Raw genomic sequence first — 25155 nt, 5'->3', positions numbered from 1 at the left:
AAAAACCCCGGAAACCTTACGATTCCGGGGTATCTTACGTTTGGACACAATGTACCTTGCGGTACCCAATATATATAATTAAGATGTTATGCTAAAATTATTCGATAACTGTAGCAACACGTCCTGATCCTACAGTACGTCCACCTTCACGTTTGTGAGGTTCTTAAAATTCCATTATTTTCTGTGATTTCCGTGTCCATATTTTCTTGTGTTGTGGATTTTCCAGGCTATATTTCTATTCTCTGCATTTTTTAGTATCAAAATGGTATCACAGCGACTTCATTTCTCACTATAATATCTCTTATCTATTTGGTAAGTATCAATGCTCCTAAGAAAACAGCAATACTTAAAATAAAATCCTTTTTCACCAGAAAATTTTTATATTTCACTTCTAGCCAGAGATTCAGGACTGTCGCACATATAAGTATTGCACACCCTAACAGTATTTGCGCTATACTGCTGTTTACAACAAAAGCCATTATAATTCCTTCGCCACAAACAATTGTAATTGGTATCACCATAAACTGTTTCACAATTCGATTTTCCGATATAGGAATAAATAGACCATCTGTGGCTTTTTCAAGAATACTATCCAACTGTTGAACCATACTCCGTAAAGTCAATCGAAAAACGGCAAATATACTGCCTAACAACAACATATAACGTATTTCTTCTTGCTGTAAAAATGGCAGCGTCCAATAAAAAGGCATTTTATAAATTCCTAGACATATCGTAAACAAAATCATTCCCATTATTATCCAATTTTTGCCTAATCTATAAATGGATATTTGAGCTTTCCATATCAATGGAAAGTAGTATAAAAAATTGGATACTTTATTTTTTCTCTGTAAATATCTCACCATTTTTTCTTTTGCATATTGATCTAACAATACAGTATTATTAAAATTTTGAGCAATACGTACTTTTTCCAAAAATTGCATCTCATCTTCATACTTTAAAGCATTTATTTCCAGAACACCAAAATCATAAACTAGCATATACATCCATATTCCTATATCTATAATAATACATATAAAAAAATATTTAAGCGATATTACCAAGATTATACTAAATAACAGCCATATTCCAATATCTCTTCTTTGATTTGCATGATATATTTTCCATCTCATTAAATTAGTTGTATTTAATAACAAAAATATTATGAGTAATATAAATAGAAAATTTCTATTCAAATGGATTCCATTAATACAAGCTGAAAGAATGATTGAAAATATAATGTCCTTTAAGGTTAACCCTATATATTTTATTGATATCATTTGTCTTAACCTTTTCTCTTGAATGAAAAACAATGATGCCGGTTTTATTATAATTGCCGGTTTAACATTAATAAAACAAACGCCAAACGAGTATAATATCAAAAATCCAAATACCAGATAACATATTCGAAGATTACATGCATTTATTTTCCGAATTATTGGAAAAAAATTAATCACAATTTGATATCCAACAACAGCTGCCGCAACTACCAAAGACAATATAGGTATCAGCATATTTTCTATTAATCTTTTAGTTTCTCTAATCTTATTCACACATAACAGTTTTCTGTACTCCTGCATAATGCTCTCCCTCACCAATTAAGGACATATATATTTGTTCCAACGAAGTTTCCTTATTCATCTGCTGCTTTTGTAATATTTCTGTCTTTGTTCCTTGTTCGACTATTCTTCCATCATATAAAAAAATATATCTGTCACAAAAATCTTCAGCCAAACTTAGTAAATGTGTAGATATGAGTATCGTTTTATCTTGTTTCTTCAAATTTTTTAAAGTATTTTTGAATTTATATGTTTGTGCTGGATCCAACCCATTAAACGGTTCATCTGCCAGCAGCACATCGTATTGCCGCAACAATGCAAGTGCAATCATAAGTTTCTGCAACGTTCCTTTTGAAAGTGCTGATGGAATTTTGTTAAGGTGCTGATTAAGATTAAATTCTCGAATTAATGAATCAACTGTCACTGAGTTCTCAGGGTACAGTGCTTTAATAAACTGAAGATGCTCCCAAACAGTCAACTCTTCATAGTACACTGGAATATCTGGAATGAACGTCACAGGATTATTCTCTCTTTTAATAGAAAATATATCATTATCACCAATAATAATTTTACCATTATTAGGTTTCATTTTTTTTATCATGAGTTTTAGCATTGTTGATTTTCCTGCGCCATTAGGACCAATTAAGCCTGTTATCTCTCCCTTATTCATTCCAAAATTAATATCATGTAATATTGGCTTCTTATCATAAGCAAAATTTACGTTTTCTACATTTACATACATATCTCTCGCCTCCCTGTTTTTCTTATATATACACCTTAGAGGAAGTTTAAGGTCAAGAAAAAAAGAGAACATTTTCTATTTGTCCTCTTTTTCTCAAAAATATCTTCACATTCTTATTTTGTTTCATTACACACTATAATCCGTAATATTGAAACCACCAAAATCAAACTCAAAATAAGAGTTATTACTTTAAACGGAGCACTCATATATGTATTACATAATTTCAAATATAATTGCACGCACATAATGACTGCAATTACTCCCCCTACAATACAAACAATTAATTTAGAAGTATCGAAAATTTTTTGTATCCTGTCCTGCCGTTTTATTCTCTCCAATTGGTAAATATATTCCTCTTTTCCAGATACCATTTTATCTAACATCTCTTCTGATAAATCAGTCACACTCATATCCATTTTTATCAACTCTTCGCATAAAAAATAATTCTGCCTAAGTCTATTTTCTTCTTCTTTAATTTTAAGCAAATGTGTATTTAAAACACTGGTTAATGCTTCCTTTTCATATAAAATTTTTCTAATATCTGAAACCGGAATATCTAACATCCTTAACATTTTTATACGATTTAACAAAAGAATATCTTCCTCTGTATATTCACGATATCCATTTACAGGATTTCTTTTCGGAATTAATAAATTTTCTTTCTCATAAAATCTGATATTATAACTTGTAATTCCAGTTCGTTTTTCAACATCTTTTATCTTCATTACAGCCTCTTTTATGTTTCGTATTTTTTTATTGCATACAATGTCCCTGACTGCTATAATTTACATCATGGGTGCTATCATAACGGTAGGCGGTTAGTCCTTCAACAGAGGGACTGTGACCCTCTGATTACATAGAAACTCGAAAGAGAATCCACTGGAAAGGAGGGCTAAGCCATGAGTATTGTTGATTTTATAGCAGTAGTGAGCTTCGGCTTAACCTGCTTTGGTCTTGGATATACCTTTGGCAAGGATAATAATAAACCACAAAAATAGCCGCCCTGGTCTGGTAAACTAAGCGGCAATTTTTGTCAAAACATATATCGGACTAACCGTCTATCGGTAGCACTCTTTATCTATAATCATATTAGCACGCATGTGTGAAAATGTCAAAAATTTTCTTCATTCTCTTGGTTATTAATCTCCTTAATCAGCTGTACTGCCTTCTCTGCATCATCGGTTTTCACGAATATATCCACACCATATATTCCAAATCCAGGTGCCCCATGCATTGCAACATTCGCACCTGCTTCCTGTGAAAAAGCTACTATTCCATTTTGCTTTAACATTTCTACAAGTTGTTCTGTCTCTACTATATTCTGTGCATTATAAATTTTTGTCCATTCTACCTTAGATAGGGAAGTTTCCTTTTTCTCCTGAACATTTGACGAATTCTGGTTTCTTTTTCGATTAATAAATGCCAAGAGCCTAAGAATAATAAATGCCATAATAGTAATACCAATCAGAAATCCCAATGCTAACCGTGTTATCTGTGTTTCTGTAGCTCCCATTCTGAATAAGCATACACCATAGATGACTGTAAAAATTCCTGCACATATCACACTGGTGAGAAAATCTCTCCATATAGTAGCACTTTTTGGCAAACATTTATCCCATATTCCATTGTACACCATAATAGAGGCGTACAGGATTCCTCCTACCAAAGCAGTTGCTGTCTCTCCTAAAACCAAACGAATATCCACCGTTAATAACATCTGAATAATAATCGCTAACACACTAATCACAAACATTGATGCAAATGCAAGATTTCCAGCCTTTAATGCTTTTTGTTTCACCCATTCTTCATACACCGCAACTTTGTCCAATGTTTCTTTCATCTCTTTATTCATAGTCTGGCTCCTTTCTCCATCCAGGAGCTCTCTCATCTCAACATCGTAATACTCAGCAAGTTGAACAAGTATACTGAGATCTGGCATATTTATTCCTGTTTCCCATCTGGAAACTGTTCTTGCAGATACTCCAAACTTTTCAGCAAGCTGCTCTTGTGTAAGATTCTTTTCTTTACGACATTGCTTTAAAAAAGCTCCAATCTTTTTTGTGTCCATGTCTCTACCTCTCTTCCACTTACAGCTTACCAATATGTGACAAAATTACCACGACATAAAACGAGAATCCGCTAATTTTCAACCGGACATCGTATGTCTAAAACAAATAAACGGTATTTTCACCCCAAAAGCATTCTATTTCTCTATAAATTAACCTTCTCTTTTATGTCTATCCATAAGCAGCAGAATAAACATAACAAACCATATCACCCATGCTATTAAACAACCGATTCCTATATACCAAATATCTATTATCATTCCAGCAATAAAAGGAGTCGACATAAACATCATTCTTTTCCCATATACCTTACACATAGCATTTTCATCATATTTCTTTCGTTCTTCCGCTGATTTCATATTATAACCAGACAAGAATTTAGATGCTTGTCCTTTTGACCTATAAAACCATATTCCAAATAAAAGCATAATCACTGCCATCGCAAAGTCAAAAACAATATAGAACATATAATGCTTCCTTTCAGTCGATTCCACAACTTGAATTTATCGTCTTGTTCCATTCTTATCAAAATTCTTTTTTAATGCTATTTCTGTTGGGAGAATAGACCCAATTAAAGGAATAAGTTGAACACCACAGATAATCCCTCCTATACTCCCAACACAATCTTCATTTTTTCCAATCACTAAAAGCATGAATATTACTGTTATCGGCAACATAACCATTCCACAGACATACCAGACTTTACCACAATATTTATGAGCAAATTCCCATGTGTCTTTGTTCTTCATAGACATCGAAGTCCGATATCCAAATACTGAATTTATTTCCTTTGGAGCCTTTTTCATAAAATATCTTCCAAAACCAATCATCGTAAATGGAAGAAGCAAATCCATAATCAACATAAAAATCCAAAACCCCATTGTAAACCTCCTTTACTACAACTTCCGATTGTGCGTTTGTGCAAAACACCTTTATTTCAAACGTATGAAAAATATTGACATTCGCCGAGATTACTTAGCACGTCTCTAAGCACAAACATAAAGTTCAACTTGCTTTTGTTTATAGTTTCTCCTTCAATTCTACTGCAGTAATTTTGTACTTTCTCAAGTTCTTCAAACAGTAATCTATTACAAATTTCTTTAGCTTCCTCCAAAACAAGAGCATCACAATACACCGCATCGATAGAATATTCTTCTTCTTCCACTATTAAGCATTGTTTTTTAGATTGAAATCTTTTTGCAAAATTTGAAGCAATTAGTTTTTTGTAATCTTCATCGCACAATTCTATTGTACAAGGAACAAAATTATCATTATTTTGCTTTTTGTAAAATGTAATATCAAGCATTGTTGTTACCTCCAGTTTTCCTTTTTTTCACTTTTTCACGAACTTCTTTAACTTTTTCGGGTGAAAGGTCATCGTAAAGTTTTATTCCTTTTGCTTCAGCCCTTTGCTTCGTTTTTGGAGAAGCTTTAGCTTGGACTAAAGCTATGCTAACCCCTTGCTCGCTGAATTTATCAATATCACTTGGAAAAATTTTTGCTCTTGCTTTAATTTCTCCATAACCTTTTTCAGCCATTCTCGGCTCCCTCCAATCATCTGCTAATATTTATTATCTGCGCTAATCTTTTAAACACCTATCCAGAATAGAAATTAACTTTTGTTCATCTTCCTTGGGATAGATAAAATCACCCAAATGTGAATTTCCTTCTGTAGATTGAATATCTATTCCATATTTCTCGCCAATCTCTTTAACCATCAACTTAATATCTCTATGTTCAGCCAGTTTTTGAATAGCTTTATTTTCATCCTCAGATTTCTGATAATCGACTATAGAAAAATTATTATACATCATCCTCTACATCCTCCTTAGTGAACACATTAATATATAAATTTTCTGCTACTCAAAAGAACAATATGTAAATTCGTAGCTAAAAATTTTACTCTGCCATGCCACATACTGTGAACCTCTCACAGTATAAGCAATTTTTTGTTCACCTTCTGCATCTAAGACATATTAAAACAATCCCGATTTGAGAAAAAGCCCAAAGAACTTTTAATGTCCCTTATGCTTTTCTCTTTTCTTTCGCTGTTTTAGTTCAAACATTCGCTGTTCTTCCGCCTCTTTTTTCTTTCGTTTTTTTTCTTTACGCTCCTGCTTGTTCTGTTCCTGTTGTAATTTCAACGCCTGTTGCGATTTTGTGCCAATGCCAGTTTCCAGTATCTGTTTTCTTGCTACACGCTGCATCCGTTTCGGATTTCTTTTTATATCCTTTACAATAGCTTCAACAGCTGGACTGAATTTCAAACCGAAATAGTATTTTTGAACATATTCCTGCACTTCATAATCTTTTGGTTCTACGCCAAATATTACCTTTGCCACAGATAATTTACCATCTTCAATATGCTCAAATATGCCTACCCAAAATGGTTCTTCAAAATATACCGTCAATCTTCCATTTACTTTGTCCATAAAAATCCCTCCTAAAATTTATTGAACAAAGAATGGACAACCCGGAGGGGCAGGTTACTTACCCTATTTATATAGGACGGCCGGGCTACCTACCGGCTCTGGCACATCAAAGATGCACGTTGCGTTTTTATCTTTGTTTTGATAACTTTCAATTTACCTTCACTTTATTTTACCATAGTGCTTTCTAAAGTTCTATTCTAATATACAAAAATGTAAAAAAGCGATCTTATCCCCCTCGCAATCACACATATATCATGTTTTTCAATACAATTTCTTCTGCACTAGCTTTTATATTATTCATCAGCCTGACCCACTCCATCTGATCCTGTGCCTTTAATTCTTCAGTTACACCCTGTTTTTCTGTCATCTGTTCCATAAGCGTTTCCACCTGTTCTCTAGCTTCCTGATTAGTCTGATTCAGATGTTCATTCAGCTTTCCAGTCAATAACAAATACTGATACCTTGCTGATCTGTGTTCTTTTAAGAACTGCTTTCGTAACATTCCATATTTTCCATATGTCGGTTCTTCTTCGTTCAAAACCAGATCCGGCAAATAGTAATCTCCATGCAACATATAACTCATTCCATTTTTCGCATCATAAATCTGTTTTTTCATAGTCTAAATCTCCAATCCTTTGTATTTTGTTCTATTTTTCTTACGTTGTTGGTTTTCAATCTGACTCTTTTGAGTCGCCCATTCCAACTGTTTCAGAACGCTTCCCTTTGGCATTTGCTCCATTCGCCGTTTTTCTTCCAGTGTCCTTTGTTCTTTAATATCCTGCTGCACCACATCCTCTACAGTTTCTGATCCCAAAATACGCACCACTCTGTCATATCTGTCCGAAATCTCTTGTAAACGTTGATTATCATTTAATAATTCCCCATTTTCTTTACGCACATCATCTAACTGCGTTTGGATATCATCACATTTCTCCGTAGATTTTTGATATTTGTTTTTCCAGCTTTCTATCGTTTTGTTAAGTTCTACAACCTTTCCAGCTAATGCAGCAATCTGATTCTTCATCTTGATAAACAATGGCTTGATTTTATTTTCTCTGTAAGGTACTGCACGTTCAAATGTTCCTGCCTCCGGTAAAAACGTCTTAATCATTCCATATTCTTTTATTTCTTTACTGGCATTATCCATAATCGGCTGCAGCACATCTCGACGCTCTTCCAGACTTTTTACTTCTTTTTCTGCGTCCTCTGCCCTTTGTTCTGCTTCTTGTTTCTCCCTGATTGCCTGTTCCTTATCGTCTTTTAAAATCTGGATATCTGCTCTGAATTCCGCAATTTGTGCTGTCAGTTCTTCGTTTTCTGCAGTTAGATACTCTTTCTCCTGCTCCAACTCCTGTACTTCCTTTTTTCGCTCTTTCTTCTTGAAGTTATAAACATCCAAATGTTCCTCATGAGTACCTTTCTGTTCCCATTCAATGCCATGCTGTTTTGCAATCTCTGCCAGGACCTTTTTTTCATGGTTCATCCACTGGTTCAACTCTGTATCATGCTTATTTCCACCTTGAAATCCAAGACTTTTTAATGCCTGTTTCAACGAAACTCTAGTGTCCATTCCTTTTCCTTTCCAGTCAGTCACATAAGGAATAAAATCAATATGTAAATGTGGAGTAGACTCATCCTGATGTAGATAACACCCAAATACCCGTAGCGTTGGATTCCGTTTCTGGAAGTCCTTTACATATTCATCCAGCACTTTTACAGCCATATCTCCTTCTACTGTTCCGACAGCCATATCTTCTCGATTTCCAATTTGAAAAATCACTTCGTGGAACAACTTCTCTTGTTTTCCCTGCCGAATTTTTTCATAGTAATTTGTAATCTGCCGATCTTTTCTTTTTCCGATGTTGTATCTCCCAACAGCATCATCAAATAACTCTTTATAGACTTCCTTCAGATTTTCATTCTGGTAACAAATATTTAATTGTACTCTGTCCGGTTCTACATTCTCTGCGAAAAACTCTCTCCTGTTATGGGCCAAAGAACCTTTCCCTATCATACCGCTAATTGTTCGTTTTATCATAATGTTTCTCACCTCTTTTCTGAGCAAGTGCCAGATAGCACATAATTTTTATTTACGCCAATCATGGCGATATTAAGAAATTTTCGCCGGATACGGCGGTTTTGTTACTTTTGTCAAAAGTAACGCAAAAGCACTTTCGACAGCCGTACCGTCCATCAAAAGTACCCTTGCGCCATGCCGGGGGCTATCCAATCAAATTATTCCGGTATTCTTGCCTGTACATATTCCAGATCGCCACAGTACGGTGTCCCCACCAGATACCATTCTCTTGCCAGATTCATCTCCATTCTTGTCCGTACCCACTTATCATCAACCAGAACTTCCAGACCTTCGCCACAGTGAAATCCCGTATCAATCCATAAGTCTGATGCCAACAATCCATATCTGTCATTACTGCTGTTATATCCTAATCTTCCCTGTTTCATTGTATCTTTCTCCCTTCTTCACAACTATCAAATTTACAGTAATCTCACATTCCAGCCATAGTTTTCCGTCTGCACCTTACCAACTTTCTCCTTGTTTACTTCTCACAGGTGCGTGACACGCTCCTGTAAAAAGATAGTCAATAAGAACTGTTACCATCGAAAGCTCTCTTGCATTCCTTTTCTGTCCAGATACTCCTGCCGGAACTTTTCCCGTTCTTCTTCTGTTGGTGCAGTTTTGGATTTACTGTATACCTCACGATTTACCATTGCATCCAGCTTTTTCTCCAAACCTTTTCTTATATCATCTGCTTCCTGTTCCTGATCCAGTAAATGATATTTTATAATCTTTCCAAATAACTCCTCTGGAATCATAACGTTTTTCAAGTTCTCACCTTCTTACAATTTATGTAAGGACGCAACACTGCAATGTCTTTACAGATTGCAACCTTGCATTTTAATTCCGCATTTTCTATATACTCTGCAATGTTGCACCCTTAATTTATTCCGGCTTAACTTTATCTAAATCCCAATACCATGAATTACCGATTCGTCTTGCCTTAATTCCAAGTTCCTTTTTTGCATTTTCCAGTGTTCTTTTAGAAATATTCAAATCTTCTGCCATATCAAAGATTTCACTGCTTTGCACAGAAGTTGATGTTTCTGCCAGTTCCCTCAGCATCTTCTTTACCTGTTCCAGTTTATTTACCTTTGGGGCAATTCCACCAAGCACCTCATCTGCTGTGATTTCATAGTCACCTATCCACTCAAATCCTGTTTCTGTCAGGCGAAATGCTTTGGAATGCCCAAATGCAGCCAGATTATTTTTAATCTGAACCACTGCTCTTAAATCCGGTTCTCCCTCTATTCTTCCTACCAGTAATACGCTTCTGGCTACTGCAAAAAAATCAATCGAACCCATTCCTCTATATGCAGCTTTATTTCCACCAGCTTTATTCATATGTCCGATTAATAAAATTGCACATTTGTATTTTTCTGCCAGCAAGCTCAATCTTTTCGTCATATCCCTTGCTTCATTTGCCCGGTTCATATCCATTGTTCCTCCAAGGTATGCCTGAATCGGATCTAAAATAAGCACTCTCGCACCAGTCTGTTTGATAGCAGTTTCCAGTCTTTCATCAATCATGGAAAGTGATTTTTCTGTTTCATCTATAACCATGATTCTTTCACAGCCCGCTTCTGCCAGCTCCAGTCTGGGTTTTACTGTATCTGCCAGTCCATCTTCTGCTGTCTGATAAATAATATTTACTGGTTCTGTTACTTTCATATCATTATCCAGTCCTTCCCCTTTAGACAATCTCGCTGCAATATTTAATACCAACGTAGTTTTTCCATCACCCGGATCTCCCTGAATAATCGTTAATTTTCCATAAGGGATAAATGGATACCAGAGCCAGTCCACTGTCTGGGACTGGACATCTGACATCTTTATCATTTTCAATTCTGTTTTATTCTCATTTCTCTGTTCCATAAATTCCTCCATTTTCCAAACTATTCTCGCCAATTATCTGTTGTTCTCTGGAAGAATTCCTGCTATAATCAACTTGTCTAGGGTTGACATTTGTGGATTCGTCCCCATTTGTCACATTGCTCCGGTTGTTCGTACTTCCGGAGCTTTTTATATTTTCATCATCCAGCATATCTGCCACCACTTTCTGCTGATCTGGATATAAGTGCCCATAAGTATTCAATGTAATGCGAATGTCCGTATGTCCAAACCTTTCTTTAATCATCAATGGTTGCACTCCCTTATTAATCAGAAATGCCGCATGACTGTGACGAATGTCGTGTACTCTTATCTTTTTTACTCCGGTCTTTTGAACCACCTGTTTTAACTTATGCTGTACCGCTTCATGAACCATTGGAAAAATTCGTTCATCTTCGGGCAACTCATACAGTCTGCTAATATAGTCCCGAATCTCTTTTTTCAGAAATTCCGGTATAGATATTGTACGGTTCGATTCTTCCGTTTTCGGAGACGTAATGACGTCTTCTCCATACATACGATAGTAAGTTTTATTGATATGAAGTAGATTCCTTTCAAAATCAATATCAGCAGGTGTAATGCTGAGTGCTTCGCCTTCTCTCGCTCCTGTCCAGAATAATAATTCAAACAGCACATAATATTTGCTTCCCAGTTCTATTCCGGTCATAAACTGTCGATATTCTTCAATTGTCCAAAACTTCATTTTCTTTTTCGAAGTCTTTCCCATGCGTTTTACCTTGTCACAGGGATTATCTGCCAGATTGTAGATATTCTTCGCATGATTGAACAATGCCGTCATCTGATTCTGTATTGTTTTCAGATAATCATCTGAATATCCTTTTTCAATAATCGTATTCTGCCACTGGATAATCTCTGCTGGTGTGATACTATTCATTGGTCTGTCCTTAAAATAGGGTAACAGTTGAGCATTCATCGTATCTCTTTTGTTCTTGATACTCCTGTCCTTCAATGACTGGGACTTATCCCGGAAATAGACTTCTACAAACTCTCCCATTGTCATATCCATGTCTGCTTTCGCTGTTCTTTTATACTCCGCTTCAAAATTTAATGCTTCTTTCTTAGTGCGGAATCCTCTTTTTACTTTTCGCTTTTTGGCTCCTGTCCAGTCCTCATAATAAAATGAGACATACCAGGTTCCTCTTTCTTCATCTTTGTATGCTGCCATACTTTCTCACCCCCTTTACATTGCAATCTGGGAATATCCATAAAATTTCTTTTCCCAGAATGCTCTCGGTATCTTGCCCGCAACGGTCACATATCCCTGATCTGCAAGCTCTTTGTTCAGTTTGCGAAGCAGCTTGTAAGCATATCCAAGTGAAATCCCCATGCTCTCTGCAACTTCTTCCGCTGTAATCATATAGTTCTGTCTCTGCATATCATTTCCTCCTTGTCTATAATTATCATTTTCACTGATACTATATCATTTTAAATAATCATTATCAATAATTTTTATCTGTATGAATGATATTTTTCTATATTGTTGATTTTTATCATTTGTGATATACTGTTCTTAGCTTTTAAGGAGGTGGCTAATATGCAGGAATCATCTATTTCAGAAAAAATAAAAGAGCTACGAACTGATCTGAAGATGAATCAGAAAAACTTTTCCGCAGCTATTGGTATACGTCAGTCAACTTTATCCAGTTATGAAAATGGTGTGGTTACTCCCTCCAATGATGTGTTATTGACTATTGCTCAGAAATTTCATGTCTCACTGGACTGGTTATTTGGATTATCTGAAAATAAAGTACAGATTTCTACTCTCAGCGATATTATTTGGGTTTTATTGCAGATGAATGAATCCAATGAACTCCGGTATGAACTGGATATAAATAATAAATTTCCCGGTGATATAGAAACAGAAACACAGAAATGGTATGCCGGACTTCGCTTTTATGGAAATGATCCGGAACACTCTTTAAATGCAGATATGTGTAATTTTCTTGCCGATCTGCAGGAGAACAGAGAAAGCCTGGAATCTTATTTCACAGGTAAAGATATGTTTGATATGTGGAAAAAGCAGACGTTGGAATACTACACTTCCAAACCTGTCACCCATAAAGAAATTGAAGAACTGGATTTTGAGACACGAATCCGTAAACGAGATGAACTTTTAACACAGAAATTTTCCAATAACGAACAGAAATAGTATCATAACAGTATCACAGGCAGATATGCGAAGGTTTTCATTTTCTTCCCATACCTGCCTGTTTTTAATTTATTCGCTATTCTTTACAGCCTTATTTTAATCTTCTGTTCAACAGAAAAACCCCGGAAACCTTGCGGTTCCGGGGTATCTTACGTTTGGACACAATGTACCTTGCGGTACTCAATATATAAAATTTAAGATGTTATGCTAAAATTATTCGATAACTGTAGCAACACGTCCTGATCCTACAGTACGTCCACCTTCACGGATAGCGAAAGTAAGACCCTGAGCCATAGCGATTGGGTGGATCAGTTCGATTGTCATTTCGATGTTATCTCCAGGCATGCACATTTCTGTTCCTTCTGGAAGGTTGCAAACACCTGTTACGTCTGTTGTTCTGAAGTAGAACTGTGGACGATAGTTGTTGAAGAATGGAGTATGACGTCCACCTTCATCTTTTGTCAGAACGTAAACCTGAGCTGTGAATTTTGTATGGCATGTAAGTGTTCCTGGTTTAGCCAGAACCTGTCCACGCTCGATTTCGTTTCTCTGAACACCACGAAGAAGTGCACCGATGTTATCACCAGCCTGAGCTTCATCAAGAAGTTTACGGAACATTTCGATACCAGTTACAACAACTTTACGTGTTTCTTCTTTGATACCAACGATTTCAACTTCGTCAGATACGTGAAGTACACCAGCCTCTACTCTACCAGTAGCAACTGTACCACGACCTGTGATAGAGAATACATCCTCTACAGGCATTACGAATGGTTTATCTGTGTCACGCTGTGGGTCTGGAATGTAGCTGTCAACAGCATCCATAAGTTCCATGATCTTGTCTCCCCACTCGCTGCTCGGATCTTCAAGAGCTTTAAGAGCTGATCCACGGATAACCGGGATGTCATCTCCTGGGAAGTCATACTCGCTTAAGAGTTCACGGATTTCCATTTCTACCAGTTCAAGAAGTTCTTCATCATCAACCATATCACATTTGTTCATGAATACAACGATGTAAGGAACACCTACCTGACGGGAAAGAAGGATGTGCTCTTTAGTCTGAGCCATAACACCATCTGTAGCAGCAACAACGAGGATAGCACCATCCATCTGAGCTGCACCTGTGATCATGTTCTTAACGTAGTCAGCATGGCCTGGGCAGTCAACGTGTGCATAGTGTCTATGCTCTGTTTCATACTCAACGTGTGCTGTAGAAATTGTGATACCACGTTCTCTTTCTTCCGGAGCTTTATCGATATTAGCGAAATCTGTAGCTGTGTTACCAGCAACTCTTTCAGACAGAACTTTTGTGATAGCTGCTGTTAAAGTTGTTTTACCATGGTCAACGTGTCCGATGGTACCAATGTTACAATGCGGTTTTGTTCTCTCAAACTTAGCTTTTGCCATTTTAAAACGTCCTCCTTAAAACATTTGGCTCTTATATTATTATAGAGCGCCTTTTTCGGTTTTAAACTTGCTATCCTTGATTATATTGCATAACCGGAATATTTGCAAGCATTTTATACAATTTGATAAGTTTCACACTATAAACAGTGTATTATTATCAATTGTTGTATCATTACAGTTCACACATTACTGAGAACATAGTGAACAGTAACTTTATATCTCCTACACCCTGCCGGCTTTAAATACCGGCAGACTGCAGATGATCAATAATTATCAGTCTTTCTTAGAAAGGATTTTTTCCTGTACAGACTTCGGAACCTGCTCATATTTCTCAAAGAACATAGAGTAGTTACCACGTCCCTGTGTTCTGGAACGAAGGTCTGTAGCATATCCGAACATTTCGGAAAGCGGTACATATCCGCGGATCATCTTACCACCGCCGATATCTTCCATACCCTCGATACGTCCACGACGGGAGTTGATATCACCGATTACATCACCCATGTAATCTTCAGGTGTTGTAACCTCTACCTTCATGATCGGCTCAAGAAGTACAGGAGCTGCTTTCTGCATAGCATCCTTGAATGCAAGAGAACCTGCAATGTGGAATGCCATTTCAGAAGAGTCGACTTCATGGTAAGAACCATCATATACGTTAGCATATACGCCGACTACCGGGAATCCTCCAAGGATACCGGCTTTCATAGCCTCTTCGATACCTTCGCCAACTGCAGGGATGTATTCCTTCGGAATAGCACCACCAACAACTGTAGATTCGAACTTGTACAGTTCTTCTCCGTTGGCATCCATAGGCTGGAATTTAACTTTACAGTGACCATACTGTCCACGACCACCGGACTGTTTTGCATACTTGCTGTCTACATCAACAGGTTTGGTGATTGTTTCTTTGTAAGCAACCTGAGGAGCACCTACGTTAGCCTCTACCTTGAATTCACGAAGGAGACGGTCAACGATGATATCCAGATGAAGCTCACCCATACCAGCGATAATGGTCTGTCCTGTTTCCTGATCTGTATGTGCACGGAATGTCGGGTCTTCTTCTGCAAGTTTTGCAAGAGCTTCACCAAGTTTACCCTGTCCAGCTTTAGTCTTAGGCTCGATAGCCAGCTCGATAACTGGTTCTGGGAATTCCATGGACTCCAGGATTACCGGATGCTGCTCGTCACAGATTGTATCACCAGTTGTTGTGAATTTAAATCCGATCGCTGCAGCGATATCACCGGAATATACTTTATCAAGTTCCATACGTTTGTTAGCATGCATCTGAAGGATACGTCCAACACGTTCTTTCTTGTCCTTAGTAGCGTTAAGTACATAAGAACCGGAATTCATTGTACCGGAGTATACACGGAAATATGCAAGTTTACCAACGAATGGGTCTGTCATGATCTTAAATGCCAGAGCTGAGAATGGTTCTTCATCAGAAGAATGTCTCACTACTTCATTACCGTCCAGATCAGTTCCCTGGATTGGAGGAATGTCTGTAGGAGCCGGCATATACTCAAGGATAGCATCAAGAAGCTTCTGAACACCTTTGTTTCTGTAAGCAGAACCACAGCAAACCGGAACAGCTGTACACTCGCATGTCGCTTTTCTTAATGTTGCTTTCAGTCTCTCAACAGTTGGTTCTTCACCTTCAAGATATTCCATCATTAAGTCGTCATCAAGCTCACAAATTTTCTCAATAAGCTCTGTATGATAAAGCTCAGCATCTTCCTTCATGTCTTCAGGAATATCAACGATGGAGATGTCATCACCTTTTTCATCGTTGTAGATGTAAGCTTTCATTTCGAATAAGTCAATGATTCCTTTGAAATCATCTTCTTTTCCGATTGGCAGCTGTAAGCAGATTGCGTTTTTACCAAGACGAGTCTTGATCTGCTCTACTGCACCGTAGAAGTTTGCACCAAGGATATCCATCTTGTTGATGAATGCCATACGTGGTACATTGTAAGTGTCGGCCTGACGCCATACGTTTTCAGACTGCGGTTCAACACCACCCTTAGCACAGAAAACGCCGACAGCACCGTCAAGTACACGAAGAGAACGCTCAACTTCTACTGTGAAGTCAACGTGACCTGGGGTATCAATGATGTTGATACGATGTTCCAGAGCACCTGGCTTCGGTTTGCAGTTCTCTTCCAGAGTCCAGTGACATGTTGTAGCCGCTGAAGTGATTGTGATACCTCTCTCCTGCTCCTGTTCCATCCAGTCCATGGTAGCAGTACCTTCATGAGTATCACCAATCTTATAGTTGACACCTGTATAATACAGGATACGTTCTGTAAGAGTTGTTTTACCCGCATCGATATGAGCCATAATACCAATATTTCTGGTACGCTCTAATGGATATTCTCTTCCCTCTTTAGCCAATGGATTTTCCTCCTATATTAGAAGCGATAGTGAGCAAATGCTTTATTTGCCTCAGCCATCTTGTGCATGTCTTCTTTTCTCTTAACGGATGCACCTGTGTTGTTCATTGCATCTAAAAGCTCATTTGCAAGTCTTTCTTCCATTGTTTTCTCGCCTCTTTTACGAGAGAACATTGTTAACCAGCGAAGAGCCAGTGCCTGACGTCTGTCTGCTCTTACCTCGATCGGAACCTGATAAGTAGCACCACCGATACGTCTAGCTTTTACTTCAAGAAGTGGCATGATGTTGTTCATAGCCTCTTCGAAAACTTCAAGTGCTGGTTTACCAGCTTTTTCTTCGATTCTGGCGAATGCACCGTAAACAATTTTCTGTGCTACACCTTTCTTACCGTCTAACATGATGTTATTGATAAGTTTGGTAACCACTTTATTGTTGTACATTGGATCTGCCAGAACGTCTCTTTTCTGAGTATGTCCTTTACGTGGCACGTTACTTCCCTCCTTAATCATTGTGATTAAATCATCGGTACTCACGCAGATAACTATTGCATGTTCGCACTGGTAAGGTCCTATATTTAACCCGCAACCGGCAGGGTATATGGAATACCGTACAAATTCATAGTTCTAGTCTTCCGTGAATTTTCGATTGATTAATTCCTGCTGTCCCAAACAATAGGATCAGCTCTTAAAATTCTTATGAAACCTTTTTAGAATTATTTCTTTTTCGGTCTCTTAGCGCCGTATTTAGAACGGGCCTGTTTTCTGTTAGCAACACCTGCAGTATCAAGAGTACCTCTGATGATGTGGTATCTTGTACCAGGTAAGTCCTTAACCCTTCCACCACGGATAAGAACAACGCTATGCTCCTGAAGGTTGTGACCTTCTCCTGGGATGTAGCTTGTTACTTCGATTCCGTTGGAAAGACGAACTCTGGCGATTTTTCTAAGAGCTGAGTTAGGCTTCTTAGGAGTTGCAGTCTTAACTGCTGTACAAACGCCACGTTTCTGTGGTGCAGACTGTTCAACTGCTTTCTTTCTTAAAGAGTTGAATGTTTTCTGGAGAGCCGGAGCTGTAGATTTCTTTACAGATGTCTGGCGTCCTTTTCTTACTAACTGGTTGAATGTTGGCATTCCATTTCACCTCCCGATTTATTTCTCCATAGATTTTTCTATGGGGCCTTGCGGTTGCTATTCGTGTAATTACGCACAAAAAAATTAAACGTTCCTTTTGCACGCTTGCTCATTATATCCCGTAAAACTCACACTGTCAAGGCATTTCTCCTGAATTTTACAGTATTTTTTCATATTTTTATCATAACCAAAAAATCCTTTCTTCATACACCACATCACCACATTAAACTTATCTGACAATATGCTCCCCTCCAACCACTTTACTGCCACTTCCCCACTGCGAATCCCAGCGCCGGATAATATTTATTTTGTGTGCATTTGCAGGATGCTTAGAGATACTTAATCTGCAGAAATCTGCGTTATGAGCAGACCGTCTCACGTGTTTGAGCGAAGTTTGCAACGTAGCGAGTTTGAGAGGGCTGCTCATGCTTTTAGCAGATTTCTGCAGATTTATAGCAGTCCTAGTAAATAATGCATTTAAGACAGTTCAGCAGAGTGCGAAAGACAAGGAAGATATCTGCAGGCGTGCTAACGCACGGCAAAGATATCTGACGCAGGATTTCACACTCTGATGGGCTGGATTAAGATGCATTATTTACTAGAACTGCTATAATATCTCTTAGCGTCCGAAACCGCACACAAAATAAATATTATCCGGCGCGTCCCCTTCACTAACAATTGCATTTCCCCCTCCCTTTTATTATAATAACAACCAAAGCAGGCAAATCAACTTGCAGACACACTATAACATTCTATAAACTCAGGAAAGGACACTATAATATATGAAGAAACCCAGCATGATCAGCATCCTTCTGTTTCTGACAGGACTCCTGTGCATCATAGCCCTGATCTTCTTTAACAGGACCACACTGCACCAGATCCTCACCACTGAAAAAGAAGTCGATACAATCTCCGAACAGATCACTGCAAAACACGACGAAGTCAAACAGGCAGTAAACAAGTACACTACCGCCATAGACACAGTCCAGTCAAATATCAATCGCATGAAACAAAAACAACAGACAGCCACACAGAAGAAAACAAAAGAAAAAGCTGAAATCCCGGAAGAAGCTTCATCAAAGCCTTCTGTATTCAGCCAGAACAGCACCAGCGCCTCTTCTGATTCCAGTGCCGGCGTTTTCTCCTCCGATGCCGAAACAGACGGACATATAATAGGAATCGATCCAGGGCATCAGAGTGAGTCCGTAGATATGAGTGCCCCGGAGCCCAACGGTCCCGGTTCTTCTGAAATGAAAGCAAAATGTACCAGCGGCACTCAGGGAACCTACAGCGGTGTTCCCGAATACCAGCTCAATCTGGAGGTCTCTCTTCAACTAAAGGATGAACTGGAACAGAGAGGCTATCAGGTAGTCATGACACGAACAGACAATGAAACAGCCATCAGCAACATGGAACGCGCACAATATGCTGCTTCACAGGGCGCAGAGATCTATGTCCGCATCCATGCAAACGGCGATGATTCCCATACTGCATCAGGGGCACTGACCATGTCACCCTCCCAGAATAATCCTTATATCCCACAACTGTTTGAACAGTCTGATCGATTATCCCGGTGCATCATCGATTCCTACTGTGCTGCAACAGGTTTTCAGAACCTTGGAATCCAGTACACTGACACGATGACAGGAATTAACTGGAGCACTGTTCCTGTTACGATCCTTGAAATGGGATTTATGACAAGCCAGAATGACGATCTGAAAATGAATGACGCAGAATTCCAGAAAACAATGGTACAGGGAATCGCAAATGGCATTGACAGCTACTTTGCATCATGATGATGTAAGTGTCAAAAAGCATTTTGCCCCTGACTTGATATCTGCGGATTGCTACGCAGCTTCGCAGTTCCCGCAATCCTGATTACAATAATAATTACGAAAGGAAAACCGCAATGAATAAAAAGCCAAATGAAAAACCTATTTTTCTCTATATAGTGATCGGCATACTGACTGTTGCAGTGATTGCACTGGCAGCTGTTTCATTTTTATCACTGAACCATCTCGTCACACTACAGCAAAAAGTACAGACACTCTCCAAAACCGTAGAGGAAATTTCCACTGATGCAAATACCCTTATCAGTCAGGCAAATCAGTTAGATGAATTAAGAGAACAGGAAAGTTCTGTCAAGGCGGCCACCGGAGAAACATCTCCTGCACAGTCAGAATCCGCTGAACCCTCTTCAGAATCCGAACAGCAGAACGGAACACTTTCCCCTTCCTCCAACAACACATTTACCGACAACACTGATTCCAGCATGGACAATCTCCTGAAACAGGTACAGTCCCTGCTGCCGGCTGATAACGGAACCTGGTCCGTCTATGTCTGCAACCTGCCGAAAGATTCTGAAGGCATGATCAACGATACTCCCATGCAGGCAGCAAGCCTGATCAAACTGTATATTATGGGAGCTGTATACGAAAACTACGATACCCTCTCCCAGTCTCACAACGGAGACGAAATTGACAGTAATATTTCAGCCATGATCACTGTCAGTGATAATGATGCTGCCAACACTCTGGTAAACTGGCTTGGAAACGGCGATGACTCTGCAGGCATGGCAAAAGTAAATGGCTTCTGCCAGGAACATGGTTTCACCAGCACCCAGATGAACCGCCTGCTTCTCGCAGGTAAAGAAAATGGCGACAACTATACATCCGTCAAAGACTGTGGAACCTTTTTAAAGCAGATATACCAGACTGTCAATGGAACCCTTCCCGCTTCTACTCTTCCAAACGCAGATGCAATGTATTATCACTTAAAAATGCAGCAGCGTAAGAACAAGATCCCTGCACAACTTCCAGAAGGCGTCGGTACTGCCAATAAGACCGGCGAACTTGACACTGTAGAAAATGATGCAGCGATCATCTATGATACAGCCAAAGGAATCGACCTTGTAGTATGCTTTATGTCACAGGATCTTACTGATACCGGTGCAGCCCAAAGCACCATTGCTGCAGATGCACGTGCTATCTACGGATATTATAATGAATAAACACACTCTTCTGAATCTACAGTCTATCCAGATAATTGTCATAAATCAGACAGATATTCGCAACCTCCGCAGGGGACTTACTTGATTTGGTTAAAAGAAGGAGGCACGTCCCTTAACGGGTTGTGCCTCCTTCTGCAAATTCAACAGGAAGAATCGTCAATGTCTCAATCTCTTCCCCTTTTATTTTCTTTAATAAAAGTTCCACAGCCTTTCGTGCCATATCCGGCACCGGCTGTACAATTGTTTATACCATTATGCCTCTTCAGCTTCCCCCTCTTCATAGGACTTCTCCCATATCTCCGAAAATACTGCCAGCGGACAGTCTGTGAGAAGGCACATGAGAAGGAAACATTCGTATGGATTTACTATGTATATCTCTCCCATTCCACATCGAAGCAGAATATCCTGAATCTCATCCAGAAAATGCTTGTATCTGTTAAAAGGATCATCATCCTCCATTTCCTGGGATACGATAAAGAATTCCAGTGTGATCAGGTCAAAGCGCTCCACCGGGAGTTTGTGGCTTAAAATATTTGTAATCCTCTGCCTACTGAAACGCTTCTGGCTGAAATGCTTTGCCAGAATGGAGGCAGACATTTTCTTCAGATTGCCCATTTTGTTGATGGGGATTCCGCTGCAGATTACTTTTTCCACATCAGAAGGTGTAATTCTTTCTGCTGTCCACACCTTATCCCCACCTTTTTCCTCTTCATCATGCTGATACAATCCGGCAATAATCTGCTTCGCATGATATAAAAGCTTTGTAAACTCCTGAAATGCCTGACTTTTCTCAGATATGGGATCTACTCTTTTTGATTTCAGTCGGGCAAGATAATCGATCAGTTTCTCCTCCGTATCAAGGCACAGGTTGCTTCCGTATAAAACCTGAGTATTTTCCACTTCCACAGGAGCGAGTATCTCATATTTTTTCTTCAATTCCTCTGCTTTATGATAACCCTGCTGCGTACTGTAACAATACCAGTAGATCACCTCGTCCGGATTGTAAAAATCAAAATCCTGTTCTTTCAGTACTCTTGTCAGGAAATCCGACACATCCTCTGTGGTCATTTTCAACCCAAACCCCAGAAGAAAAACAGTTTCTCTTTTTACAGATGCCTGATTCAGCCAGTTATTCACCAGTGCCGACAACTTGGTAGAGGTAGGATTCATAGATTTGGGCGTATAGGTTTCCTTAAAGGAATCTACTACAATCTCCTTATACACTTCCTGTGGAACCTCCGAGAAGGGTTCTTCCAGCTCCGCCCTTTCATAAATATATCTCTTCAGATGGTCGCCAAAGGACACCAGTTCCATCTCTTTATATAAATAGTGGAAAATAACATCCGCATCTTCGTCTTCAAAACTGTCCAGGCTTACCACCTGCCGAAATCTCTGTGCCGCCCTTCTGGTAAATTCATACTCCTGTACTTTATCAAACGCAACATTCTGTTCAAAATCCAGATCCTGCATACGGTTCTTCATGCTGCCCCACCTCTCATTTTTTATCTTTCAGATTTTTCATCCATTCTTTCATTCTGCGGACTGTATCCAGCTTCTGTACTTCACAGAGCACGATCGTCACATTATCTCTCCCACCTTTTTGGAGAGCATTTTTAAGAAGATCATTTACAATCTCCGGGATTTCCATATCCTGTGACAGAATCGCCTCTATCTCACTGTCCGAAAGCATATCTGTTACTCCATCTGAACACAGAAGATATCTGTATCCCTCCTTATGCTCGATTTCTGTCACAGAAGGTTCCAGTCTCTGCAGCTCTTCAGGAAGTCCAAGATACTGGGTTAACGGGGCTTTCCCAACTGCCGTACCACCAAAAACATGGTCTGTGGAAATCTGCTGAAGCTTACCGCCATCCATAAAATAAATCCTGCTGTCCCCAAGATTGCAGGCAAACATAGACTCTGGTGTAAAGAGGAGCATCGCCATTGTGCTTCCCATGCTCCAAATATGATGCTCTGTTCCATATCTGCATACTGCCTGATTCATCTTCTCACATACATCGTCTATAAAATCTTCCGGCATATCCCTCAGCATTCTTTTATTCGCATTATAAAATTTTCCAAATTCTTCTGATGCAAGAAAGGCTGCAATCTCGCCGCAGCTTTCTCCTCCCATACCGTCAAATACCGCCATTGCCGGTGCTCTGTTACCCGAAATAATCTTTGAGCAGATACCCTTTGTTCCTTCATTGTTCACCGGAAGAGATTCCCCAAAACACCAGAAATTATCTTCATTATTTGCCCGGATATTTCCTGTATGGCAGGTATATGCACATTCAATCTGATACATTGCCATTATCTGTCTTTGTTCCTTCTCCCTTCAATGCTTTCAATGAATTGTTCCAGTATTTCTCGCCACGTTTCACGAATTCCTCATTATCTTTTTCGTTATCGTGACATTTTCCATTGGAATCGATCCATCTTATCAGTTCGCCGTCGTTATAATAATAATATTCTGAAGTTTCATCATACCAGATATATGCAAAGAATAACTTCTCTCCCCAGTAGAAATATTCTTCATAAACTCCATCTCCGGATTCTGCCGGATAGACCAGAGCTTTCATGCATTCACTCTCAATATCCAGATTTCCATCTGCCTGCTGAGTAGTCTTTACCCTTCTCAGATATCGCAGAACAGTTCCTTCTGTTCCAACCCAGTCGTAACTGTTCAGATTATCTGTGATAGTTGTTGCCTGCTCCTTGATCGTATCCAGAGCTTTGGAGAAATCTTTGGATCCGGATTTTGTGGAGCTGTATTTCTCATCATCCAGAATTGCGATCGGATTATCCTCCTGTCCTTCCCGAGCATGATCTGTACTTACTCTGTAATAGACTGCGGCCATCATAAGTATCGCTGTACCTGCCACAATTGCAAGCAATGCCCTGCGCAGCAGCTGTTTCTTCCTGCGTCTTCGCTTTCTGGCTTCCACAGCACGCGCAGATCTTATCGCAACTGTTTCTGATGGCGTTTCCTGTGGCTGTATTTTCTGTTCTGCTACAACTGACATTGTTTCTTTATCTGTAAAGTTGCTCTCAGAAACATTGTTTACAGCACGTTTTCTTTTTGCAGCATTCTGAAAATCTGATGTTTTTTTATTTCCCCGGGTATTCTGTACTGACGTATTCTGCACTGTACTTTTTCGTACATTTTCGGCATCTGATGTAACATTCTGTGCTGCTCTGCCGTTCTGTGCAATTGCACTATATGATTCTGTTTTATCCGTTCCTGCTTTCTGAACACCGTTTTGTAACTGCCGGATTCTGCCAGATCTTCCATTTTTCAGATCATCCAGCACACTATAAAGCTCCTCCGGTGTCTGATATCTCTGTGCAGGATCATAAGCACAGGCCTTCATGATAATACGGGCAAACTGTGTTCCTGCATCCACAGGTGCACTCATCTGCTCTCCTGCAACACGCTTATTTAATGCATTTTCCTTATCCCTGTAAGTGATAAACTGTTTTTCCAGACTCATAAATGGCAGTCTGTTATGATTCATCAGCCTGTACAGCACAATCCCAAGAGAATAAATATCTACCCTGCTGTCATATTTCTCACCTTTATACATCTCAGGCGCCATATAAGAGTAAGTACCTTTCTTGGAAAATCCGCTCATGGTTCGCTCAAGTTCACGTGCAATTCCGAAATCTCCAAGCTTAAAATCGCCAAATCTGGATACAAAAATATTCTCCGGCTTGATATCCCTGTGAATGATCTTAAGTTTCCGGCAATATTCCAGTGCCTTACTCAAATCCATTCCCAGCTTTATTACCTCTTTCTCAGTAAGCTGCTTTTCCGCACAGTAATCCATAAAACTTGTCAGATATTCCATCCTTATGGAAATCTCCCATCCAATGACATCCAGATATTCCATAACCTTAAAATCTTCTACAGAGACAATGTAAGAGTTTCCTCGAAAGTATTCCATGGTACTGATTTCCTGAATACATTCCTCAACCAGATTCTGAAAATACTGTCTTGTGGACTGCTCATCCCCTGTTTCAGAACGTACGCTGTTCAACTCGCTCTGGCTTCCGGGTATATTGATGATCTTGATAGCAGAATAGAAAGATTTTCCACGTTCTGTTCTCTGTGCCTTATACACCTTTCCAAAAGAGCCTTCGCCGATTTTCTCTATGATTTTCCATTCCGGCCATGCTGAAACCGGAAGTTCTTTATCCATATTGCACCTCCCCTTCTGTTCTGTTTTATTCATTATCTCTCTATAATTAAACGAATCTGGCAGATTCCTGACTTCTGCCA

At 39.1% G+C, this 25155-nt stretch carries 27 protein-coding genes and 1 pseudogene; 3 read left to right on the top strand and 25 right to left on the bottom strand.

The window, feature by feature from the left end:
* Positions 1-305: 305 nt before the first annotated feature.
* The 18 genes and pseudogenes from LJE12_RS07875 to LJE12_RS07790 form a co-directional block, all read right to left on the bottom strand.
* Positions 306-1577 (bottom strand): hypothetical protein, encoded by a 1272-nt coding sequence (locus tag LJE12_RS07875; RefSeq protein WP_118572146.1) that lies wholly within the window; start codon positions 1575-1577, stop codon positions 306-308.
* A complete protein-coding gene (locus LJE12_RS07870; protein WP_025580143.1) occupies positions 1543-2298 on the bottom strand; it encodes an ABC transporter ATP-binding protein in 756 nt (251 codons plus the stop codon). Before LJE12_RS07870 ends, LJE12_RS07875 begins: the two co-directional genes overlap by 35 nt.
* Positions 2299-2411: 113 nt before the next feature.
* Positions 2412-3023 carry a MerR family transcriptional regulator gene (locus tag LJE12_RS07865; protein WP_055058319.1) on the bottom strand — a complete coding sequence of 204 codons (612 nt, stop codon included), beginning with the start codon at positions 3021-3023 and terminating at the stop codon, positions 2412-2414.
* A 386-nt stretch (positions 3024-3409) separates the two neighbouring features.
* Entirely contained in the window at positions 3410-4150 is a 741-nt protein-coding gene (locus tag LJE12_RS07860) for a putative signal transducing protein (protein ID WP_227292144.1), read from the bottom strand.
* A 72-nt stretch (positions 4151-4222) separates the two neighbouring features.
* Positions 4223-4366, bottom strand: a pseudogene (locus LJE12_RS07855) (helix-turn-helix domain-containing protein); the annotation flags it as partial.
* Positions 4367-4516: 150 nt separating this feature from the next.
* Complete coding sequence (locus tag LJE12_RS07850; protein ID WP_227226554.1) at positions 4517-4831, bottom strand: DUF3784 domain-containing protein; 315 nt, start codon at positions 4829-4831, stop codon at positions 4517-4519.
* 36 nt (positions 4832-4867) lie between these two features.
* Entirely contained in the window at positions 4868-5245 is a 378-nt protein-coding gene (locus LJE12_RS07845; protein WP_003864540.1) for an SdpI family protein, read from the bottom strand.
* Positions 5246-5301: 56 nt separating this feature from the next.
* Complete coding sequence (locus LJE12_RS07840; protein ID WP_227226555.1) at positions 5302-5670, bottom strand: hypothetical protein; 369 nt, start codon at positions 5668-5670, stop codon at positions 5302-5304.
* Positions 5663-5902, bottom strand: coding sequence for a hypothetical protein (locus LJE12_RS07835; RefSeq protein WP_117659484.1), 240 nt, complete (start codon positions 5900-5902; stop codon positions 5663-5665). Before LJE12_RS07835 ends, LJE12_RS07840 begins: the two co-directional genes overlap by 8 nt.
* A 42-nt stretch (positions 5903-5944) precedes the next feature.
* Positions 5945-6178 carry a hypothetical protein gene (locus LJE12_RS07830; protein WP_227226556.1) on the bottom strand — a complete coding sequence of 78 codons (234 nt, stop codon included), beginning with the start codon at positions 6176-6178 and terminating at the stop codon, positions 5945-5947.
* Positions 6179-6379: 201 nt separating this feature from the next.
* Entirely contained in the window at positions 6380-6796 is a 417-nt protein-coding gene (locus LJE12_RS07825; RefSeq protein ID WP_227226557.1) for a YjdF family protein, read from the bottom strand.
* Between the two features lie 241 nt (positions 6797-7037).
* On the bottom strand, positions 7038-7412 hold the full coding sequence (locus tag LJE12_RS07820; protein ID WP_227226558.1) for a TnpV protein: 375 nt from the start codon (positions 7410-7412) through the stop codon (positions 7038-7040).
* A 3-nt stretch (positions 7413-7415) separates the two neighbouring features.
* Positions 7416-8834: a plasmid recombination protein gene (locus LJE12_RS07815; RefSeq protein ID WP_227226559.1), complete on the bottom strand. Its 1419-nt coding sequence runs from the start codon at positions 8832-8834 to the stop codon at positions 7416-7418.
* Positions 8835-9031: 197 nt separating this feature from the next.
* Entirely contained in the window at positions 9032-9259 is a 228-nt protein-coding gene (locus tag LJE12_RS07810; protein ID WP_119240293.1) for a DUF5348 domain-containing protein, read from the bottom strand.
* Between the two features lie 150 nt (positions 9260-9409).
* Positions 9410-9643: a complexin-2 gene (locus tag LJE12_RS07805; RefSeq protein WP_330412578.1), complete on the bottom strand. Its 234-nt coding sequence runs from the start codon at positions 9641-9643 to the stop codon at positions 9410-9412.
* Positions 9644-9758: 115 nt separating this feature from the next.
* A complete protein-coding gene (locus LJE12_RS07800) occupies positions 9759-10760 on the bottom strand; it encodes an AAA family ATPase (RefSeq protein ID WP_227226560.1) in 1002 nt (333 codons plus the stop codon).
* On the bottom strand, positions 10732-11949 hold the full coding sequence (locus LJE12_RS07795; protein WP_227226561.1) for a site-specific integrase: 1218 nt from the start codon (positions 11947-11949) through the stop codon (positions 10732-10734). The genes LJE12_RS07800 and LJE12_RS07795 overlap by 29 nt, the downstream gene beginning before the upstream one ends.
* Positions 11950-11964: 15 nt before the next feature.
* A complete protein-coding gene (locus tag LJE12_RS07790) occupies positions 11965-12159 on the bottom strand; it encodes a hypothetical protein (RefSeq protein ID WP_055053915.1) in 195 nt (64 codons plus the stop codon).
* Between the two features lie 159 nt (positions 12160-12318).
* On the opposite strand from LJE12_RS07790, the gene LJE12_RS07785 reads away from it, so the two are divergent.
* A complete protein-coding gene (locus LJE12_RS07785) occupies positions 12319-12933 on the top strand; it encodes a helix-turn-helix domain-containing protein (RefSeq protein ID WP_227097291.1) in 615 nt (204 codons plus the stop codon).
* Positions 12934-13146: 213 nt separating this feature from the next.
* On the opposite strand, the gene tuf is transcribed toward LJE12_RS07785, so the two are convergent.
* From tuf to rpsL, 4 genes are all read right to left on the bottom strand, one after another.
* Positions 13147-14340, bottom strand: coding sequence for an elongation factor Tu (gene tuf / locus LJE12_RS07780; protein ID WP_019163091.1), 1194 nt, complete (start codon positions 14338-14340; stop codon positions 13147-13149).
* A gap of 273 nt (positions 14341-14613) precedes the next feature.
* Complete coding sequence (fusA, locus tag LJE12_RS07775; protein WP_082419248.1) at positions 14614-16734, bottom strand: elongation factor G; 2121 nt, start codon at positions 16732-16734, stop codon at positions 14614-14616.
* Between the two features lie 17 nt (positions 16735-16751).
* Positions 16752-17222, bottom strand: coding sequence for a 30S ribosomal protein S7 (gene rpsG / locus LJE12_RS07770; RefSeq protein ID WP_020993199.1), 471 nt, complete (start codon positions 17220-17222; stop codon positions 16752-16754).
* 224 nt (positions 17223-17446) lie between these two features.
* Positions 17447-17863, bottom strand: a complete 417-nt coding sequence (gene rpsL / locus LJE12_RS07765) for a 30S ribosomal protein S12 (protein ID WP_008705161.1) — start codon at positions 17861-17863, stop codon at positions 17447-17449.
* Positions 17864-18645: 782 nt separating this feature from the next.
* On the opposite strand from rpsL, the gene LJE12_RS07760 reads away from it, so the two are divergent.
* Both LJE12_RS07760 and LJE12_RS07755 read left to right on the top strand, forming a co-directional pair.
* Positions 18646-19659 (top strand): N-acetylmuramoyl-L-alanine amidase, encoded by a 1014-nt coding sequence (locus tag LJE12_RS07760; RefSeq protein ID WP_227292142.1) that lies wholly within the window; start codon positions 18646-18648, stop codon positions 19657-19659.
* A 113-nt stretch (positions 19660-19772) separates the two neighbouring features.
* Positions 19773-20873 carry a serine hydrolase gene (locus LJE12_RS07755; RefSeq protein ID WP_227226562.1) on the top strand — a complete coding sequence of 367 codons (1101 nt, stop codon included), beginning with the start codon at positions 19773-19775 and terminating at the stop codon, positions 20871-20873.
* 252 nt (positions 20874-21125) lie between these two features.
* Here LJE12_RS07755 and LJE12_RS07750 read toward each other — a convergent pair whose 3' ends face one another.
* The 3 genes from LJE12_RS07750 to LJE12_RS07740 are packed head-to-tail and all read right to left on the bottom strand — an operon-like array spanning position 21126 to position 25075.
* The gene (locus LJE12_RS07750) at positions 21126-22355 is read right to left on the bottom strand and encodes a hypothetical protein (RefSeq protein WP_025580222.1); all 1230 of its coding nucleotides are present in this window, start codon (positions 22353-22355) and stop codon (positions 21126-21128) included.
* A 13-nt stretch (positions 22356-22368) separates the two neighbouring features.
* Positions 22369-23187, bottom strand: coding sequence for a PP2C family protein-serine/threonine phosphatase (locus LJE12_RS07745; RefSeq protein ID WP_118585943.1), 819 nt, complete (start codon positions 23185-23187; stop codon positions 22369-22371).
* Entirely contained in the window at positions 23168-25075 is a 1908-nt protein-coding gene (locus LJE12_RS07740; protein ID WP_227292141.1) for a serine/threonine-protein kinase, read from the bottom strand. Before LJE12_RS07740 ends, LJE12_RS07745 begins: the two co-directional genes overlap by 20 nt.
* Between the last annotated feature and the right edge of the window lie 80 nt (positions 25076-25155).

Source organism: Blautia sp. DFI.6.71 (assembly GCF_020593585.1).
Taxonomy (GTDB): Bacteria; Bacillota; Clostridia; order Lachnospirales; family Lachnospiraceae; genus Blautia_A; species Blautia_A wexlerae.
Note: the sequence above shows the minus strand (reverse complement) of the source record. Positions and strands in the feature narration are given on the sequence as shown.